This is a genomic window from Streptomyces sp. NPDC026538 (assembly GCF_055567535.1).
This window is the reverse complement of the sequence record NZ_JBVHQG010000007.1, coordinates 121,229-139,499: the sequence shown is the minus strand read 5'-3', so window position 1 is coordinate 139,499 and position 18,271 is coordinate 121,229. Positions and strand designations below refer to the sequence as shown.

Below are 18,271 nucleotides of genomic sequence, written 5' to 3'. Positions count from 1 at the left end.
ATGAACTCGGAACCCTCATCGCATGGCGTGACGGGCTCAACGCCTCGCGGCTTCCTGCGGGCCTGCGGGTCGCCAGCCCCGTACCCGGTGCACTCGAAGTCCGCCTCGACAGCCACGCCACTCAGCGCAAGCTGCCCACCACGCCGCGGGGCGCCCGCCACTTCCCCGCTGCGGGGCCGGCATCATCCTCATGACCCGCGGCCTGGCCCACTCCCGCCGCCAGCCCGAGGCGACCCCATCCCGAACCCCCGGCCCGTCCGAGCCCCCCGGCCTCTGTCCTGCTCGAAAAAGCCCTGAGCCACCTCGACACACGGCCGCCCACCAGCCTCCGGCCAGACCACCCCGCCCTGTGCGACTCCCTCGGCGTCGTCCCCCTCTCCTACGCGGCGCTCGACGCACGACTCGCACGGCGCGCCCTGGCCGCCGTACTCGAACCCCGTCCCCGAGGCCTGGTTGGACGACACAGGACCTGCTGGACCTGCTTCTTGATCTTCGCCTCGAAGTCGGCGAGCCGTGCCGGACCGTCGTCGCCCGGCCACTCGTACGGGAAGCCGCGGTAGATGTCGGTCATGTAGATGTAGACGTCCTTGCCGCCGGCGTCCACGAACGGCGGCAGCATCTCCAGGGCGTCCGCGCCCGGGTGCTGGGGTCCGTCCTGTGCCTTCGTCGACACCGTCCGGACGTGCATGCCCTCAAGGACGTTGCGGCTGGGCACGCCATCGCCGTAGACGCCGTAAAGCGAGCCGGAAGCGCCTCCGTGGAAGGCACCGGTATCGGTGGCGAGGTCGATCGTGAGGCGCTCCGGTTCCGCCGCGCCGGCCGTACCGGCGGCGGGTATCGAGAGTAGGGCGGCCAGGGCTATAACCGTGGTGGCACCCGGGCCTGCTCTTCTTCTTCTGCGTCTGCGGCGCACTGCTCCGTTGGGTGATCCGTCCCGTCCACGATGCGAACCGGTTCGACGGTTGCCGAGATGTCCGGGTCTCAAATAGTGCGGCCCGGATCCGGGGGACGTGGCGGCTGCTTGCGGCTGTCGAACCGGTTCGGCGGAAGCTAGCACCGCTGGAAATGGGTCAGCAATACCCTTGACATGGATGGGTCGTTGGTTTCCTGGATGTCTGCGCAAGGTGTTGACAGCTACTCCGGACCGCTCCTACCTTCCCTTCACGCGAACCGGTTCGACAGTCGGCTCGCTCTCGAACCGGTTCGACCAAGGAGTGCCGTGAACATCGGTGAGATCGCCCGGCGGGCCGGTGTCTCCCGGAGCACCGTCTCGTACGCGCTCAGTGGCAAGCGTCCTGTGTCGGACGAGACCCGGCAGAAGATCCAGCGGGTCATCGACGAACTGGGCTACCGCCCGAATGCGAGCGCCCGTGCCCTGGCCAACGGCCGGACCAGCACCATCGGACTGGTCTTCCCACCGGCCGGCAACCACTACACCGGCATGCAGCTGGACTTCATCGGCAGCGTGGTGGAGGCTGCGGCGGCCTACGACTACGACGTGCTGCTGTCCCCGAGCGGCGTGGACAGCGACCGCTCGTTCCAGCGGGTGCTGGGGGAGCGGCGGGTCGACGGCGCGATCCTGATGGAGATCAGGCTCCAGGACGACCGGATCGACCACCTCGTCGCCGAGAACTTCCCCGCCGTCTGCATCGGTCGCACCGCGCAGCCGGACGGCGACTGGTGGGTCGGCCTGGACCACACCGCGCTGGCCGCCGCATGCGTCCATCACCTCGCCGACCTGGGCCACCACAGGATCGCGTTCGTGAACCGGCCCGAGCGCATGCTGCGTGCCGGCTACGAGTCGGCGCACCGAGGGCTGGACGGTTTCACCAAGGCCGCGGCCGAGCGCGGGCTCACCGTACGGACGTACAGCTGCGGTGACGACGCCGCCTCCGGGGAGATCTGTGTGGAGCGGATCCTGCACGACGATCCCGCTACCTCGGCGCTGGTCACTCTCAACGAGGCCGCACTGGGCGGCATTTACCGTGGCCTGTCCGTGGCGGGCCGCCATGTGCCCGGTGACTTCTCCGTCACCGGGGTCGTGGCCGGCCGGTGGGCGGAGACGGTGACCCCGCAGCTCACCGCGGCGGACGTACCGGCGGAGCAGATGGGACGTCTCGCCGTCGAGCTGCTGGTCGAGCGGCTCGACCATCCGGGCGCGGCACCGCACCACCACCTGCTCGCGCCGCCCATCTCGTTGCGCGCGAGCACGGGCCCCGCCCGCACACCCTCGGATCCCGGGCCCGGCTCGAGCGCCTGACGTCCACTCGCTTCTCCCACGTCTACAGCTTCGCTTCCTCTCCGGCCGTGTTCGGCCGGCGGCTTCCCGACCCGCACCTTCGGCATGCCCTTGCCGAAAACACAAAGGAACGCCCCATGAACGGATCCACCGGTCGGCGGCTCACCGCCGCGGCCTTGACCGTCGCCGCCCTCGCCACAGCCACCACCGCCTGCTCGTCCGGTGGCAGTTCCTCCGCCAAGGGAGACGACAGCGGCACCTACACGATCTGGGACCCCTACCCGCAGTTCGCCAAGAACTCGGCCTGGACGAAGCTGCTCGACGCGTGCGGCACCAAGGCCGGTGTGAAGATCAAGCGGACCGGCTTCGACACCGGCGACCTGGCCAACAAGACGCTGCTGGCGGCGCAGCAGGGCAACTCCCCGGATGTCCTCATCGTTGACAACCCCGTGGTGTCCACCCTGGCGGAGGCCGGAGTGCTCACCACGACGGTCGACAACAAGCTGGACACCTCGAGGGTGGACGCCAACCTGCTGGCGGCCGGACAGTCGGGCGGCAAGACGTACGGCACGCCGATCGGCGCCAACACCCTCGCCCTCTACTACAACAAGAAGGTCCTGAGGGCCGTCGGCGTCGACATCGCCTCGGTCAAGGACTGGCCCTCTCTGACGGCGGCCCTGGAGAAGGTCAAGAAGGCAGGGAAGAAGGGCATCACTTTCTCCGCGATCGGTACGGAGGAGGGCAGCTTCCAGTTCCTGCCGTGGTTCTGGGGATCGGGGGCCAAGCTGACCCAACTCGACTCCTCCCAGGGCGAGTCGGCGCTGTCTCTGTGGCAGGGCTGGCTGGAGAAGGGCTACGCCCCCAACTCGGTGCTCAACAACACCCAGACCACCAGCTGGCAGGAGTTCGCCACCGGCGACTACGCCTTCGCCGAGAACGGCACCTGGCAGCTCGCCAACGCCGAGAAGGCCAAGCTCGACTACGGCGTGCTCCCGATCCCCGCCGCCACGGGAGGCAACGCCGCCGCCCCGACCGGCGGCGAGTTCGTCACCCTCCCCGTTCAGGACGACACCGGCCGCTACGCCACATCCCAGAAGCTGACAGCCTGCCTGACCAGCACCCAGAACCTGTACGACACCGACACCACGCTGTCCTACGTGGCGCCCACCAGCGAGGTCCAAGACAAGCAGGTGGCCGCGAACGCCAAGCTGAAGCCCTGGGTCGACGCGGTCAAGGCCGCCAAGGGACGCACCAGCGACGACCTCGGCACCAAGTACCCAAAGATCTCAGAGCAGATGTGGAGGGCCGTCCAGACAGCCCTCAGCGGGGCCAAGTCCCCGAAGGACGCTCTCACCGCGGCCCAGAACGCCGTCAAGTAACCGGAAGTCAAGGGTCGTTGATGAACCGCACGACACACCTGCCGGATCGCGGGCCCGTGCTCAACCGGAACGGGGCGGCCACCGCCGCCCCGCCCCCGGCCCGCACCACGCCCCGGCGCCGCCGCACCTCCCAGCAGTGGGCGGCCTGGGCCTTCCTCACCCCGGTCACCCTCTACCTCGGCCTCTTCTACGCCTATCCGCTCTACCGCAACCTCGACCTGAGCCTGCGCAACTACACTGTCCGCTCCTTCGTCCAGGGCAACGCGCCTTTCACCGGCTTCGCCAACTACCGCACCGTCTTCGACGATCCGACCTTCGGCCCGGCGCTCACCCACACCGTGGTGTTCACCGCCGTGTGCCTGTTCTTCCAGTACGCCATCGGCCTGGCCCTCGCGGTCTTCTTCAACCAGAGCTTCCGGCTCTCCGCGACCCTGCGCGCTCTGTTCCTCGTCCCCTGGCTGCTGCCGCTCATCGTGTCGGCGTCCACTTGGTCGTGGATGCTCAACAGCGACTCCGGGATCGTCAACGCCGCCCTGCACGCCGTCGGCATCGGGCCGGTCAACTGGCTGACCTCACCGTCCTGGTCGCTGACCTCGGTGATCATCGCGAACATCTGGATCGGCGTCCCGTTCAACCTGGTCGTGCTGTATAGCGGCCTACAGTCCATCCCCAGCAGCCTCTACGAGGCGGCCGCCCTCGACGGCGCGAACGCCTGGCGGCGCTTCTGGCACATCACCTTCCCGCTGCTGCGCCCCGTCTCCGCCATCACCCTGCTGCTGGGCCTTGTCTACACGCTCAAGGTGTTCGACATCATCTGGATCATGACCAAGGGCGGTCCGGCCGACTCGTCCACCACCTTCGCCACCTGGTCCTACCAACTCGGCTTCGGCAACCTGCTGCCCGCCTTCGGCCCCGGTGCGGCCGTCGGCAACCTGCTCGTCGTCGCCGCCCTGGTCTTCGGCCTGGTGTATCTCCGAGTCCAGCGAAAGCAGTACTCCTCATGACCACCCTCGCCACCGCACTGCGCCCGCGCCGGGCCCGCCCCACCACCTGGTGGAAGACGGCCACGGGCCTCGTGCTCACCGCGCTCATGCTGTTCCCGGTCTACTGGATGCTCAACGTGTCGGTCACCCGGGACCAGGACATGCGCAAGAGCCCGCCCGACCTGATCCCCGTGCACGGCACGCTGGAGGGTTACCAGGCCGTTCTGGACGATCAGTTGCCCTACCTCGGCACCAGCCTCGTCATCGGCCTCGGCACGGTCGCACTGACGGTGGTGCTCGCCGCACCCGCCGGCTACGCACTGGCCAAACTCCGCCCCCGCGGCGGCGGCGTGCTCAGCTTCCTCCTCCTGGTCGCCCAGATGATCCCAGGCATCATCATGGCGATGGGCTTCTACGCCATCTACCTCCAGCTCGGCCTGCTCCAGTCCGTGCCGGGCCTGATCGTCGCCGACTCCACGCTCGCCGTCCCCTTCGCCGTATTGATCTTCACCGCGTTCATGTCCGGCATCCCCGGCGAGCTGCTCCAGGCCGCACAGATGGACGGAGCCGGGCCGCTGCGCACCTTTTGGTCGATCGTCCTGCCGATGAGCCGCAACGCTGTCGTCACGGTGTCGCTGTTCGCGTTCCTGTGGTCCTGGTCCGACTTCGTCTTCGCCAGCACCCTCGCCAACGGCGGCGCCCACGAACCCATCACCCTCGGCATCTACCACTACATCGGCAACAACAACCAGCAGTGGAACGCCATCATGGCCACCGCCGTCGTCGCTTCGCTGCCCGCCGCGGTGATCCTCGTCCTCGCCCAGCGCTACGTCGCCGCCGGCGTGACCACCGGAGCCGTGAAGGACTGACCCTCCCACAGACCACCGGCGACCCCAGCTGAAGAAACGAGTACCTCTGCATGACCGAAGCACGATCCGGCCCGGCCTTCTCCCTCCACGACATCCCGTTCAGCACACATGGATCCTGGTTCGGTATCTCCCCGGTGCTGGCGGAGAAGACCTACGCCGAAGACCTCCACCTGGTCTCCCACCAGAACGGCATGCACGCCGTCCTGCGCCTCGTCCCACTCGATCCCACCACCCGCGAGCGGGCTGAGGCCCGCGTCACGGCAACACCAAGTCTCCTCACCTGGAGCACTCAGGAGGGTGGGCACATCGATCTCGCCTACGAGTCGCCGGACACCGTACGCCTGCGCGGGCACGGGACGGACCTGCACATCACCGCAGCGGCGCAAAAGCTGACGCCCTTCACGGGGACGTACTTCTTCCGTGATCCGGTGGACGGGTCGTTCGTTTTCACCTCGTACGAGACCGGGCGCCGCTACCGCGTCACCGTGCTGTCCGGCGTCCTACGCGCTGCCACCGGAAGCCAGGCCCTGGGCGACAGCGACCGTGGCCTCAGCGTCGGCGCGGAGGTTGACGGAACCTGGGAAACCGCCGTCGAAGAACTCGACACCGCACGTAGCCCCTACATCTCTCGGACGACGTTCAGCCAGGTCGCGACCACAGCGGAGCGGGAATTCGCGGCCTTCGCCGACGCGGTGGCCCCCTGGCGCTCCTCCCGTACCCCGGCCGCCGAACTCGCCGCGTACGTCCTGTGGTCGGCGACGGTCGACCCGGCCGGCCTCGTCACCCGGCCCGCGGTGCTGATGTCCAAGCACTGGATGGACAAGGTATGGAGCTGGGACCACTGCTTCAACGCCCTCGCCCTGGCGCCCGGAGCGGCCGCCCTCGCCTGGGACCAGTTCTCGCTGCCCTTCGACCACCAGGACGAGAGCGGAGCCCTGCCCGACTCGGTGACCCACTCGGAAGTCCTCCACAACTTCGTCAAACCACCCATCCACGGCTGGGCTCTGAGCAACCTGCGCAGACGTCTCCCCCAACCCCTCGATCGAAGCGAACTTGCCCAGGCCTACGACAGATTGCGGCGCTGGACGGACTTCTGGCTCACCTTGCGCCGCTCGCCGGACGCCGCGCTGCCCCACTACCAGCACGGCAACGACAGTGGCTGGGACAACGCCACCACCTTCTCCTCCGAACGCGTGGTCGTCACTGCCGACCTTGCCGCTTTCCTCGTCCTGCAACTGCGTGAACTCGCCACCTTGGCCGAGGAACTCGGTCTCACCGATGACGCGCGGAAGTGGACACGCAGCGCGGAAGACACCCAGGCGGCCATGCTCGACGAACTCTGGACGGGGCACCGGTTCGTCGCCCGGAGTGCTGAAAGCGGCCAGACCTGGAGCAGCTCCAGCCTGCTCGACCTGATGCCGATCGCCCTGGGCGAGCACCTGCCCGACAACGTCGCCAAGTCCCTGGCCGCCCGCATCGAGGCGCATCTGACGGCGCACGGGCTAGCGACCGAACTCCCCGCCTCCCCGCACTACCGCCCAGACGGCTACTGGCGGGGCCCGATCTGGGCACCCGCCACGGTCCTCGTCGAGGACGGTCTGCGCCGAGCCGGCCACGACCGACTCGCCGACGAGATCAGTGCCCGCTTCCGGGCGCTGTGCGAAAGCCATGGTTTTGCGGAGAACTTCGACGCCCTCGACGGGACTGGCCTGCGCGACCGCGCCTATACCTGGACCGCAGCCGGCTACCTCCTCCTCGCCGAAGCCCACGAACGCCGGCGTGCCCTCGATGTAACCGCTACTGCGAACGAGGCGACGCCTTGATGGCCGGGAGGCTGCAGGCGTGGGATCAAGGCGCCGACGTTCCTGATAGCCATCGGGGCTGCCCCCCGGGAGGAAGCCGCATGCCGCGAACGGCCCTTCGCTTCTCAAAGAGTTGTCCCGGCGAGGTTGTTTGGTGGCGCTTCACCAGGACGTGTTGAGGAGGCTGCTGGGGCGAAGGCGTTCCATGTGGTGGTGGGGGGCAGGTGTGGCTCTTCGGTCGCCCGTTCGGACAGGCCAACTACGAGGTCCGGGTCAAGAGCTGGGGCGAGATCCCCGATGCTGGGGTCCGCTCGGTCGGTCAGATCGCCAAGGACTTCGAACTGACCGAGACCGCGGTGCGTGACTGGGTGAAGCAGGCCGAGGTCGATGCGGGCGAGCGGGACGGCCTCACCAGCAACCGCGAACGCGAGGACTGTCCGCACTACGGCGGGAGAACCGCGAGCTTCGAGGAGAGCCTGGGCCTGTCCCGCGAACGGGTACTGGGCCGCCGCGACCGGGATGTCATGCCGTCTGGCTATGTACGCGAGAACGGGAGTCATTTATCAACGACTTCGGGAGGCATCTCGCTATTGCCGACGCATGATCAATGTTGACGAATTCGGGAGTCACTCATAGCCGTCCGCCGGCAACTCGTCGGGCCGCGGTGTCGATGAGCGGCTCCTTCCTTCCGTAGGAGGACAGCGCGCCGGCCGTGCGGCCGCCTCGGGCTCCCTGCCCCGGTCGAGGGGTCAGTGGTCGGTGATGGTGGTGTCGACCGCATCTGGGTCTGCCTGGTACCACTCGCCGGAGGCGATGCCGGCGATGATGTGGCGCCAGCCTTGGGTGCGCTGAGCGCTGGTCGGAGCTTTGTCAGCCATCCAGATCTCGGTGCCCACCGGGAGCACCTCCTCTGGGTTTCCTTTGCCACCAAGCGCCAGCGTGAACTCCGGGTCGTCGGGGTCGCTGCGGGTGTAGGCGATGCCGTCCTTCTGCCACGCCTCAAGGCCGAAAGAGGCCAGCGGGGCGATCCACCACGTGCCCGTGTCGGGACGAAGGAGCAGGACGCGCTCGCCGGGCATGGGCACGTCGGTGTCCTTCACCCGTGAGGCCAGCTCCCTGATCCGCACTGTGGGTTCGACCTGCAGCCCGAAATTGGTACGACGCGAGACCGTCACGGTGAGCAGGTAGTACGGCACGGTCGGCCTCCGGCAGTGCTTGCATGCGTCATTCAGACCTAGCCGATCATGCCGCGATGAGTCGTTCAATCCACGACGGGTAAAGCCGCCACCAGGGCCGGTTGACTGACTCCCGCTCGTGAACACCGACCTTTCGCGCAAATGTGCGACTCCCGTTTACGCATCGAAACGACGTCGCAGCTCACGTACAAAACCATGCCGTCCGACCTCGCGCGTCAGGCGCGCGCCGCCGACCTCGCCGTGATCGCCGAGGGCGCTCCCACGCAGCAGGAGGAATTGATCGCCTGCCCGATGGGTCGCGGGATTTCCTCACCAGCCTGTTCCCGCTCAAGACTGCTTCCGGCACCCTCTACGCCGTATGCGGTGTGATCACCGACATCACCGACATCACCGACCGAGTCGCGGCCCAGCGCGAAGTACGGCGGGCCAACCGGCGCTACCTCGCGCTGCTGGAATCGGCTCCCGACGCCCTGCTGATCACGGACGGCACGAGGTGTCATCGGCATGGCCAATGCGCAGGTGCAAAAGTTGTCGGGTCGTTCGTCGGCCGACCTCGTGGGCCCCCGGTCGCCGACCTGGTGCCCGCCCTGCGGCGTCGTAGGCACAGCGCGGCAGGCGGATCCGAAGCCGATCATCCTGGACCGCGGCCTGTACGGGTTGCGCAGCGACGGCGTGGAGTTCCCCGTGGAAGTGAACGTCTCCAGGCGCCGGGCTGGACGCGTTCGTGGCCGACCTGGCGGACCAGCTCGTCACCTGCGTCTACCTGGTGGATCAGAGTACCCACGAGGTCACCCTCTGCTCGGCGGGACACCTCCCGGTCATCGCCCCCCGGCGGGCCCGCCCGAATACTTCGGACGCCGGTCGGGGTACCGCTGGGCGTAAACGATCCGTGTAGCGCAGGGGTGCCGTTCCGGAAGGCGACCCGACCGGTGCCGCCGGGCTCCACGTTGGCCGTCTATACCGACGGATTGGTCGAAAGGCCCGGCACCGATATCGAGACCCAGATCGACACTCGCCCGCACGCTCGACTTGGCGCCGAAAGGAGCACCCGTTGATCAGGAGGGCCTCGACCGGGCCGCAGACCTGCTGATCAAGACGCCCCTGCCGGACATGGCCACCCACGACGACGATGTGACACTGCTCTTGATCGGCCTGCCCCTGCCGAAGGGAGAGGGCTTTCGTGCCTGATTGCCGCGATGGCGGTCTTCTCCGGCCTCGGCGTGGCACAGTGCCCGTGCCGGCCCCGACGCGGGTGGCACCGGCCGCCGACGGCGACCGGAATCTGTACATTTGTAGGGATCACGACTGTCGGTCGTGCGGTTGTAGCCCCGTGCTCATGAACCTCGCAGGCGAGGCATTATGTCCGACTTGAGTGCGCCGATCGTGGCCACGTTCCTCGTGTACGTGGCCGTCATGATCGGAACTGGTGTCTGGGCCTACCGCCGTACGCACACCTTCGCCGACTTCGCCCTGGGTGGCCGCAGGCTCCCCGCGTTCGTCGCTGCCCTGTCCGCAGGGGCCAGCGACATGTCCGGCTGGCTGTTCCTGGCGTTCCCCGGCGCGGTCTATGCGGCCGGTATCGGCGCCAGCTGGATCGCGGTCGGCCTGGTGCTCGGTACGTATTTCAACTGGTTGTTCGTCGCGCCGAGGCTGCGCACCTACACGGAGCGCGCCGGGAACGCGGTAAGCCTGTCGGCCTACCTGGAGGAGCGGTTCGAGGACCGCACCCGGATGCTCCGGATGGTCTCGGCTGCGGTGACCCTTGTGTTCTTCACCGTTTACGTCGCCAGTGGGCTGGTAGCCGGCGGGCTGCTGTTCGGGCACATCTTCGGTGCCGGGTTCGGGCTCGGGGTGGCCCTGACCGCCCTGGTGATCGTCGTCTACTCCTGCCTGGGCGGCTTCCTGGCCGTGAGCCTGACGCACGTCATGCAGGCCACGCTGATGTTCCTCGCCCTGCTCGTGCTCCCTGTCGTCGGTATCGCGACGCTCGGCGGCTTCGGTGCGCTTCGTGACGCCCTCGACAGCAGGACGCCCAGCCTGTTGGACATGGGTGCCACGGTCGACTTCGTGAACGGGCGGTGGTCGGGGGGCGGCGGGTCGCTCGGCGCCGTCTCGATCATCTCGTTGCTCTCGTGGGGCCTCGGCTATTTCGGGCAGCCGCACATCCTGGCCCGGTTCATGGGCATCCGCAGTACCAGTGCCGTACCCGCGGCCCGCCGGATCGAGACCGGGTGGGTGGTCGTGGTGCTGGCCGGTGCCACAGTGGTCGGCCTGCTGGGCATCGCGCAGTTCGGCACGCCGCTCCATGACCCGCAGACGGTGTACATCGCACTGAGCCGGACCCTGTTCAGTCCGTGGGGCGCCGGTGTGCTGCTGATCACGGTGCTCGCCGCGATCATCTCGACCGCGGACAGTCAGCTCCTCGTGTCGTCTGTCGCCCTCACGGAGGACTTCTACCACGCGTTCCTCAAGCGGCGCGCCTCGGACGAGGCACTGGTGTGGGTGGGTCGCGCCGCCGTCGTCGTCGTGACCCTCGTGGCCTCCGTGATCGCGCTCAGGGGCGGCGGGCTGCTGGGGATCGTGGGGTACGCCTGGGCGGGCTTCGGGGCCGCTTTCGGCCCGGTGGTCCTGCTCTCGCTGTACTGGCCGCGCATGACCTGGGCAGGGGCCATGGCCGGGATCGTGTCCGGCGCGGTCACGGTGCTCCTGTGGCGTGTGGTCAAGCCGCTGCACGGCCCCTTCTGGTCGGGCGTCTACGAGATGATTCCGGGCGTCCTGGTCGCCACGGTCGCGGCACTGATCTTCGGCAGGTTCGTCGGCCGGCCCCCGAAACGGGCCTTCTGGCGGATGCCGGGCGGCGGGGTGAGCCAGCTGATGCTCACACCCTTCCTCAGCCACGCACCGGTCGGTATCGCCGTCCTCGACACGGATCTGCGGTACGTCTGGGTGAACGAGCCACTGGCCCGCCAGATCCCCCTCAAACGGCGGCTGGGACGGCGGATGGCGGAGGTCCTGCCGCAAGCCGAGGCCGATGCCTTCGAGGAGCAGATGCGCGAGGTTCTTCGCACCGGTGCTCCGGTGATGGACTACGAGTACCGAGGTGCCGACTACGCGGTGCACGATCGGAGTCGCGCGATCTCCGCCTCCTTCTTCGCGATGAAGGACCGCCACGACCGGAACGTCGGTATCTGGTACATGATCATCGATGTCACCGAGCGATGGCGGGCCCAGGAACGCCTGGCCCTGCTCAACGACGCCGCCGCCCGTATCGGAAGCACCCTGGACGTGACGCGGACCGCGCAGGAACTGGCTGACGACGCTGTGCCGGCCGTCGCCGACTTCGTCGCCGTCGATCTGCTGGACTCGGTCATGAGGGGTGAGGAGCCGGCACCCGGGCCGATCGGCATGGCGCCCGTCATCCGACGCGCGGCGCAGCAGTCGGTACGCGAGGGCTGTCCCGAGGCATCCCTGGCCGTGGGGGAGACGGTCCGGCGAGCCCCGTCCTCGCCCGTGACCCGCTGCCTGATGGAGAGCAGGACCCTGGTCGAACGGGTCTTTGACCGCACCAACAGTCCGTGGGTGACCGTGGACGAGACGCTGGGCGCCTCGTTCCTGGACTACGACTTCCGCTCGGCGATGGTGGTCCCCGTGCGGGCACGCGGCGTCACCCTGGGCGTGGCGACCTTCGCCCGATCACGGAGGCTGGGGCCCTTCGAGGAGGACGACGTACGTCTGGCCGAGGAACTCGTCTCCCGTGCGGCGGTGTGCATCGACAACGCACGCCGTTTCACCCGCGAACGCACCGCAGCCCGCTCCATGCAGCGCTACCTGCTTCCGCAAGAGCTGACGGGAGGGTCCGCTCTCGCCGTGGCCTCGTGGTACCTCCCGGCCGATGCCCCCAGCGGTGTGGGCGGCGACTGGTTCGACGTGATCCCGCTCTCCGGGGCAAGGGTCGCGCTGGTCGTGGGGGACGTGGCCGGGCACGGCATCAACGCGGCGGCGACGATGGGGCGCCTGCGCGTTGCGGTACGCACGCTCGCCAACCTCGACCTCTCTCCGGACGAACTGCTGGCCCACCTGGACGATCTGGTCATCGGCCTCATGGGAGCGCACGACATCGATGCGCCGTTGGCGGCCGAGGGTGAGGCGACGGGCACCGCGTTCCTGGGCGCCACCTGTCTGTACGCCGTCTACGACCCGGTCAGCAGGCGGTGCACCATGGCCCGGGCCGGTCACCTCCCCCCGATGATCGTCGCTCCCGACGGCGCCGCCGACATTCTGGACCTGCCAGCCGGACCACCGCTCGGCCTCGGCTACCTCCCCTTCGAGTCCATCGAGACCGAGCTGGAAGACGGCAGCCTCATCGCCCTCTACACCGACGGCCTCATCGAGTCCGTCGACCGGGACATCGACGTCGGGCTCTCCCGGCTGGGCGATGCCCTCACGGCGCCCCCGCCGACCCTGACGGGGACCGGGCAACGAGTGATCGACAGCCTACTGACGGGTCCGCCTGCCGACGACGCGGCCCTGCTTCTCGCCCGGACCCGGGTCCTGGCCCCGGACCGCGTCGCCTCCTGGGACCTGCCCAGCGATCCGGCCGCCGTCGCGCACGCCCGCGACCTCGCGGCTCAGAAGCTGACGGAGTGGGGCATCCCCGATCTGACGTTCACCACGGAACTCATCGTCAGCGAACTGGTGACCAACGCCATCCGCCACGCGACCGGACCGGTCTGCCTGCGCCTTATCCGGGACCGTGGCCTGATCTGCGAAGTCTCCGACGCCAGCAGCACATCGCCCCGCCTGCGCCACGCACGTACCACCGACGAGGGGGGACGGGGCCTGCTGATCGTTGCCCAGGTGGCCCGCCGGTGGGGCACTCGTTACACGAAGACCGGCAAGATCATCTGGACGGAGCAGGTCATTGCGGCCGACGCGATCGACTAAGACTTGTCCCGCAACCGCTGGTCGGGGCGAAATGGTGTATCCGCAGGGAGGGTCTCCCAGTTGGCGGCCACGGCGATGTCCAGGAGTTGTTGGTGGAGTCCGGGGCGGGCGAACAGTGCGGCTCCGGTGTCGTGCCGGTGCTGGCCGGTGAGGTCGCTGAAGGTGCCGCCGGCTTCTTGCACGATGGGGATCAGCGGGGCGATGTCCCAGGGGCCGGCTCCCAGGAGGAGGAAGGCGTCCAGTTGACCGGTCGCGACCAGGAGGGCGCCGTGGCAGGTGCCTGACCCGCTAGACGGTTTGCGGGGCGCCGGCGCGATGGGAACCGCTGCAGTCCAGTCGAGCGACGGTCGGACCCGCGAGACGCCCCGGGCCAGTCTCGCGGCCACGGCGCGTTCCTGCTGGTTCAGTCTGGACGGAGGCGGCCAGATGCCGACCGCCGCGTCCTGGGCACTTCCGCCTTGGGAGAGGGCCAACCGGTGCAGCGGTGCGGCTGGGTTGGACGGGCATGGACCCGCCCAGGAGCCTGAGTTCGGGCTGGCCCACCACCGGTGGCCAAGGGCCGGGGCGGAGACCATGCCCAGGGTGATGCGGCCGTCCTCCTCGACCGCGATCAGGGTGCTCCACTCCGGTTCGCCGGCGAGGAAGCTCGCTGTACCGTCGATGGCGTCGATGATCCAGCGCCGTCTGCCGTGGCCATGGGCGCCGAACTCCTCACCGATGAACCCGTCGTCGGGATGCTCCAGGCGGATCAAGGAGCGAAGGATGAGTTCGATCTCCCGGTCGGCGTCAGTGACGGGGCTCCCGTCGCTCTTGATGCGGGATTCGATGGTGGCGGTCGAGAAGTAGCGTCGGGCGATGGCATCCGCCTGGTCGGCGAGGCGGTGCGCCAGTTCCAGGTCTGCCGGGTCCGTCACGAGGCCGCCCTTCCCGCCGTGGTCCGCCGTTGAGGCTCCGGATGGAGCGTACAGGCGCAATGCCATTATCGAGGCGTGGCTGCTGTGATCACGGCGTCGGAGCCGTCCTGGATTTCCCCGTTCACCGGACTGAACCCGCGCTGCTTTGCCAAGTTGGTGAGCGCACTACGTCGCGAGGGCGCTGACGGGAGCCGGACGGGCCGACCGTGGAGCCTGCCGTTGGACGACCGCGTCCTGCTGGTCACGGCCTACTGGCGTACGAACCTGACACTGCGCCAGCTCGCCCCGTTGTTCGGCATCTCAAAGTCCGCCGCGGACCGCATAGTCGACCACCTCGGTCCGCTGCTCGCACTCCAGCCCCGCAAGCGTGCTGATCGTGGACGGAACTCTGGTGCCCACCCGCGACCACACGGTGGCCGAGCAGTTCAAGAACTATCGGTACTCCACCAACCATCAGGTCGTCGTCGACGCCGACACCCGCCTCGTCGTGAGGGTCTGCTGCACGATCGGGTGACATCTGAACTGGCTTGCCCTGTGGGGCGGGTGGGAAGGATGTCGCTGTGCCCAAGCCTTATCCGGAGGAGTTCCGCCAGGACGTCGTGCGGGTTGCGAGGAATCGCGCGCCGGGTGTGACGGTCGAGCAGGTGGCCACCGACTTCGGAGTCCATCCGATGACGTTGTGGAAGTGGATGCGTCGCGCGGACATCGACGACGGGAGCAAGCCCGGAACGACCATCCAGGAGAGCGCAGAGCTTCGGTAAGCGCGTCGGCGGATCAAGCTGCTGGAGCAGGAGAACGAGGTCCTGCGCCGGGCCGCGGCCTACCTGTCGCAGGCGCATCTTCCGGGAAAAGGATCTACCCGCTCGTGAAGGAGCTGGCCGGGGACGGGGTGCCCGTCACGGTTGCGTGCCGGGTGCTGAAGCTCGCCAGACAGCCCTACTACCGCTGGCTGGACCAGCCGGTGACCGATGCCGTGCTGGAGGAGGCGTATCGCGCGAACGCGCTGTTCGACGCGCACCGTGACGACCCGGAGTTCGGCTACCGCTTCCTGGCCGACGAAGCGCGCGGCGCCGGCGCCGTGATGGCGGACCGGACTGCCTGGCGGATCTGCCGGGACAACCGCTGGTGGAGCGTGTTCGGCAAGAAGCGCGGCAGGGGCAAGAAGGCCGGCCCGCCGGTGCACGACGACCTGGTGTGCCGTGACTTCACCGCGACCTGTGCGAACCGGCTGTGGCCCGCCGACATCACCGAGCACGCCACTGGCGAAGGCAAGCTCTACCTCTGTGCGATCAAGGACGCCTTCAGCAACAGGATCGTGGGCTACTCCATCGATGCGCGGATGAAGTCCCGAGCGCCAGCATCAACCGGTTTCGCACTGGCTCACGCCGCGCGACCTCCAGCAGGTCCAGCCACTGCTGCTCCGTCGGGATCCAGGGCAGCTTGGAAAACCGCGGCACCAGCCCCCGCTGGCCGTTCGCGCGCCGGCCAGGTGTGTACCGCCCACGGCCCACGGGATTCGACTCGCGCAGCCCTTCCTCGACAAGAAAGTCGTAGAACAGGCGCACCGGCATCAGCCGCTGCTGGATCGTCGCGTTCGCCAGCCCCACCCCCGACTCGATGGACACGACGTTCGCCCCATGGCGATGCGGCTGGCACGTCAACTCGCGGACGAACACACCCACATGCGATCGACCCGCCGACAGCGGATCGAACGCCTCACGCTCACACAGCGCCAGGTACTCCGCCAGCCCGCGCGCGTAGGCGTCCAGGGTCCGCGGCGCGCGCCCGAGATCTTCCCATGCCTGCAGCCAGGTGGCCGCGTGATCGTTCTGCGCCAGTACCGGCCACTTGGCCATGAGTACCGATGTACCGCTCAAGCCGTTCCCCAGGATCGTGGACGAAGCCGGGCTACATGATCACCCAGGCAGATTCCACGTAACTTCTAATGTCTGGAGCCGCTCTAGGTCGTCCGGGAGATCCCGCGAGTCGAACATTTTTGGGTTCTAGATGTGCGACCGCACTCTCTGCTCTCGCGTGTTCGATTTTCTGTTCGATGCTGTGGCGGGGGAGGTGAGCGCTGGATGAGTGCGGAGTCGACGGGGCGTCGGCCGGGTGTGGTGATGCATGTCTTGCTGTCCAGCGGCATACCGCATGCGTGAGGGACGCTCCGTCCGGCGCAGCCAGCACCAGCGTCGTCCCCGCCCCGAGCAGGACGATTCCGAGGTTGTAGGTGTGGGCGCCGCGCCGGTTCAGACGATGACACTCCTTGAAATCCCGCCGATGCCGCCGCTTGTGATCCTCGGCCGACGGCCGCGGGGGCCGGAAGGCTCCGGCCCGCTGGGGGCGGAAGGTTCCAGTCCTCGATGTCGGCCAGGGAGTAGAAGAACTCGCGGGCCTGGAAGCCGTACTGGATGCTGCCAATGAGAGAGATGACGGCCAGAGTCAGGAGCATCATCGCGGGTCCTGGCCAGCGAAATTGTCCGGCATCGGCGCCCAGCGAAGCAGGCCCCGGCGAGCAGAGGGGCGGCCACGAAGGAGGCCGCTTCGGAGGCAGGCCCGGCGCCGAGCCGCGTCGGTTCGGCCCAACGAACGGATGACCCGGCCACGTTCGCGCTCGCTTACCCCTCCGGATCCCCCAACCAGCCGCGTTCCTGGGCCAGCAAGGCTATCTGGAAGCGGGTCCGTGCGCCCAGTTGTCTGCCCAGATCGCTGATATGCGTCTGCACGGTCCTGCGGCTGAGCCGTAGGGCGCGCGCAATGGCATCGTCCTTCATTCCGGCGGCCATCAGCCGAAGGATGTCCCGCGTCCGGCTGGGTAGTGCGCCATCGTGTCGTGCGGCGCTCTCGGTGGGTGAAGCGGGCTGGCTTTCCACCGAGAGGGGCACCGCACGCTCCCATACGCTTTCGAAAAGGGCTATCAGTACGTCCAGCAGCGTTGAGGAGTGCACGACGAGTGAGCCTGCGGCGGGATCGTCCCTACGCAGTGGCATGATCGCCGCGGCGCCGTCGAAGATGACCAGTTTCATGGGCAGTCCGGGCAGGAGCCGCAATTCCCCTTCCGCGGCGTTGCCCCCGAGGGCTGTCTCCAGGCATCCGTCGTCTGCGATTCCGTTGCTGTCGTAAACGGATCGGAGCCTTACGCCGGCACGGACCGTGGCGCCCGCAGCGGTCGAGGCATCTGCAGGGTTGACCTGCGAGGTCACATACGGCGGCTTCGCGAAATGCAGCACCTCGTATCGACTGCTCCTCAGAAGGTGCACATAGCGGGCGCCGACCTGTTCGTCGCTCTCGACGACCTCGAAGAGGTCCGAGGCGATCTGTCGGCCCGGGGTCGCGCTGTAGACCTCGTGCAGCTGTTCCGCGTACAGCTCCGCCTTCGCCAACTCCTGTCGTTTACGGGCCAGAAGAGCGCCCAGCGAAGAGCGAGGTGGGCCGGCGCTCCAGCGCGTGGGCCGTTCCCCGACGCGAACCGCCAGGAGTTCGGTCTCCAAGGACCTCAGGACGGTCCGGGCCGTCGGGGCTGACACGCCGATCCCCTCCGCGACGGCGTCCGCGTTCGCGTCCGGATGACTGACCAGGTATTCCAGTGCCTGCCGGGCAAGGGAGCCCAAGCCGGTGCCTGCCCACAGTGCATCCAAGGAGGACGCGTCCATCAGCAACTCCTTGGAAGTTCGCACGAGTTGAGGTCGATGCTACGCAAGTGCGCAACTGCGCGGGCCCGCAGGCGGCGGATCTTGTCAGGCGCGGCCGCCAAGGTGAGGATGATCACAGGTCACCGGTGCGGTGATCGCCGTTTTGATGTCACGACAGAGAATCATTTCCCTCCGGAAATGGCCCGCGCGGTTTTTGAGCGACGGGCCCATTGGCATGGAGATTTATTCCCGGTCCTGGACCGGGTCCTACTTCGCATGGAAACTGCTCAGGACATGCACATGTAACACGCAG

15 protein-coding genes and 2 pseudogenes are annotated in these 18,271 nt (G+C 68.1%); 12 read left to right on the top strand and 5 right to left on the bottom strand.

What is annotated here, in order from left to right; genetic code table 11:
• Positions 1 to 463 precede the first annotated feature (463 nt).
• Positions 464 to 862: pseudogene (locus tag ACZ4N4_RS27190) on the bottom strand (cellulosome protein); the annotation flags it as partial.
• Positions 863 to 1,219: 357 nt separating this feature from the next.
• Between ACZ4N4_RS27190 and ACZ4N4_RS27185 the strand changes: the two are divergent.
• The 6 genes from ACZ4N4_RS27185 to ACZ4N4_RS27160 all read left to right on the top strand — a co-directional run bounded on the left by ACZ4N4_RS27185 (position 1,220) and on the right by ACZ4N4_RS27160 (position 7,886).
• Positions 1,220 to 2,260 (top strand): LacI family DNA-binding transcriptional regulator, encoded by a 1,041-nt coding sequence (locus tag ACZ4N4_RS27185; RefSeq protein ID WP_467593161.1) that lies wholly within the window; start codon positions 1,220 to 1,222, stop codon positions 2,258 to 2,260.
• Between the two features lie 116 nt (positions 2,261 to 2,376).
• Entirely contained in the window at positions 2,377 to 3,618 is a 1,242-nt protein-coding gene (locus tag ACZ4N4_RS27180; protein WP_467593156.1) for a sugar ABC transporter substrate-binding protein, read from the top strand.
• 20 nt (positions 3,619 to 3,638) lie between these two features.
• Positions 3,639 to 4,622, top strand: a complete 984-nt coding sequence (locus ACZ4N4_RS27175) for a carbohydrate ABC transporter permease (protein ID WP_467593152.1) — start codon at positions 3,639 to 3,641, stop codon at positions 4,620 to 4,622.
• Positions 4,619 to 5,470, top strand: a complete 852-nt coding sequence (locus ACZ4N4_RS27170; RefSeq protein WP_453579354.1) for a carbohydrate ABC transporter permease — start codon at positions 4,619 to 4,621, stop codon at positions 5,468 to 5,470. The genes ACZ4N4_RS27175 and ACZ4N4_RS27170 overlap by 4 nt, the downstream gene beginning before the upstream one ends.
• A gap of 50 nt (positions 5,471 to 5,520) precedes the next feature.
• Positions 5,521 to 7,293, top strand: coding sequence for an amylo-alpha-1,6-glucosidase (locus ACZ4N4_RS27165; RefSeq protein WP_467593150.1), 1,773 nt, complete (start codon positions 5,521 to 5,523; stop codon positions 7,291 to 7,293).
• Between the two features lie 203 nt (positions 7,294 to 7,496).
• Complete coding sequence (locus ACZ4N4_RS27160; RefSeq protein ID WP_467593148.1) at positions 7,497 to 7,886, top strand: hypothetical protein; 390 nt, start codon at positions 7,497 to 7,499, stop codon at positions 7,884 to 7,886.
• A gap of 135 nt (positions 7,887 to 8,021) precedes the next feature.
• On the opposite strand, the gene ACZ4N4_RS27155 is transcribed toward ACZ4N4_RS27160, so the two are convergent.
• Entirely contained in the window at positions 8,022 to 8,468 is a 447-nt protein-coding gene (locus tag ACZ4N4_RS27155; RefSeq protein ID WP_467593145.1) for a hypothetical protein, read from the bottom strand.
• Positions 8,469 to 8,609: 141 nt separating this feature from the next.
• On the opposite strand from ACZ4N4_RS27155, the gene ACZ4N4_RS27150 reads away from it, so the two are divergent.
• The 4 genes from ACZ4N4_RS27150 (at position 8,610) to putP (ending at position 13,412) form a co-directional block, all read left to right on the top strand.
• Positions 8,610 to 8,837 carry a hypothetical protein gene (locus ACZ4N4_RS27150; protein ID WP_467593143.1) on the top strand — a complete coding sequence of 76 codons (228 nt, stop codon included), beginning with the start codon at positions 8,610 to 8,612 and terminating at the stop codon, positions 8,835 to 8,837.
• A complete protein-coding gene (locus tag ACZ4N4_RS27145; protein ID WP_467593140.1) occupies positions 8,834 to 9,523 on the top strand; it encodes a SpoIIE family protein phosphatase in 690 nt (229 codons plus the stop codon). The genes ACZ4N4_RS27150 and ACZ4N4_RS27145 overlap by 4 nt, the downstream gene beginning before the upstream one ends.
• On the top strand, positions 9,498 to 9,656 hold the full coding sequence (locus ACZ4N4_RS27140) for a hypothetical protein (RefSeq protein WP_467594372.1): 159 nt from the start codon (positions 9,498 to 9,500) through the stop codon (positions 9,654 to 9,656). Before ACZ4N4_RS27145 ends, ACZ4N4_RS27140 begins: the two co-directional genes overlap by 26 nt.
• Before the next feature lie 171 nt (positions 9,657 to 9,827).
• Positions 9,828 to 13,412, top strand: a complete 3,585-nt coding sequence (gene putP / locus ACZ4N4_RS27135) for a sodium/proline symporter PutP (protein WP_467593138.1) — start codon at positions 9,828 to 9,830, stop codon at positions 13,410 to 13,412.
• On the opposite strand, the gene ACZ4N4_RS27130 is transcribed toward putP, so the two are convergent.
• The gene (locus tag ACZ4N4_RS27130; RefSeq protein WP_467593135.1) at positions 13,409 to 14,326 is read right to left on the bottom strand and encodes an inositol monophosphatase family protein; all 918 of its coding nucleotides are present in this window, start codon (positions 14,324 to 14,326) and stop codon (positions 13,409 to 13,411) included. The two genes, putP and ACZ4N4_RS27130, sit on opposite strands and share 4 nt — an antisense overlap.
• 75 nt (positions 14,327 to 14,401) lie before the next feature.
• Here ACZ4N4_RS27130 and ACZ4N4_RS27125 point away from each other — a divergent pair.
• Positions 14,402 to 14,822 (top strand): annotated as a pseudogene (locus tag ACZ4N4_RS27125) (transposase family protein); the annotation flags it as partial.
• 64 nt (positions 14,823 to 14,886) lie between these two features.
• Complete coding sequence (locus tag ACZ4N4_RS27120) at positions 14,887 to 15,087, top strand: transposase (RefSeq protein ID WP_467593132.1); 201 nt, start codon at positions 14,887 to 14,889, stop codon at positions 15,085 to 15,087.
• Between the two features lie 540 nt (positions 15,088 to 15,627).
• Here the strand turns inward: ACZ4N4_RS27120 and ACZ4N4_RS27115 are convergent.
• Positions 15,628 to 16,182, bottom strand: a complete 555-nt coding sequence (locus tag ACZ4N4_RS27115; RefSeq protein WP_467593127.1) for a hypothetical protein — start codon at positions 16,180 to 16,182, stop codon at positions 15,628 to 15,630.
• Positions 16,183 to 16,944: 762 nt separating this feature from the next.
• The gene (locus ACZ4N4_RS27110; protein WP_467593122.1) at positions 16,945 to 17,979 is read right to left on the bottom strand and encodes a helix-turn-helix transcriptional regulator; all 1,035 of its coding nucleotides are present in this window, start codon (positions 17,977 to 17,979) and stop codon (positions 16,945 to 16,947) included.
• Positions 17,980 to 18,271 lie beyond the last annotated feature (292 nt).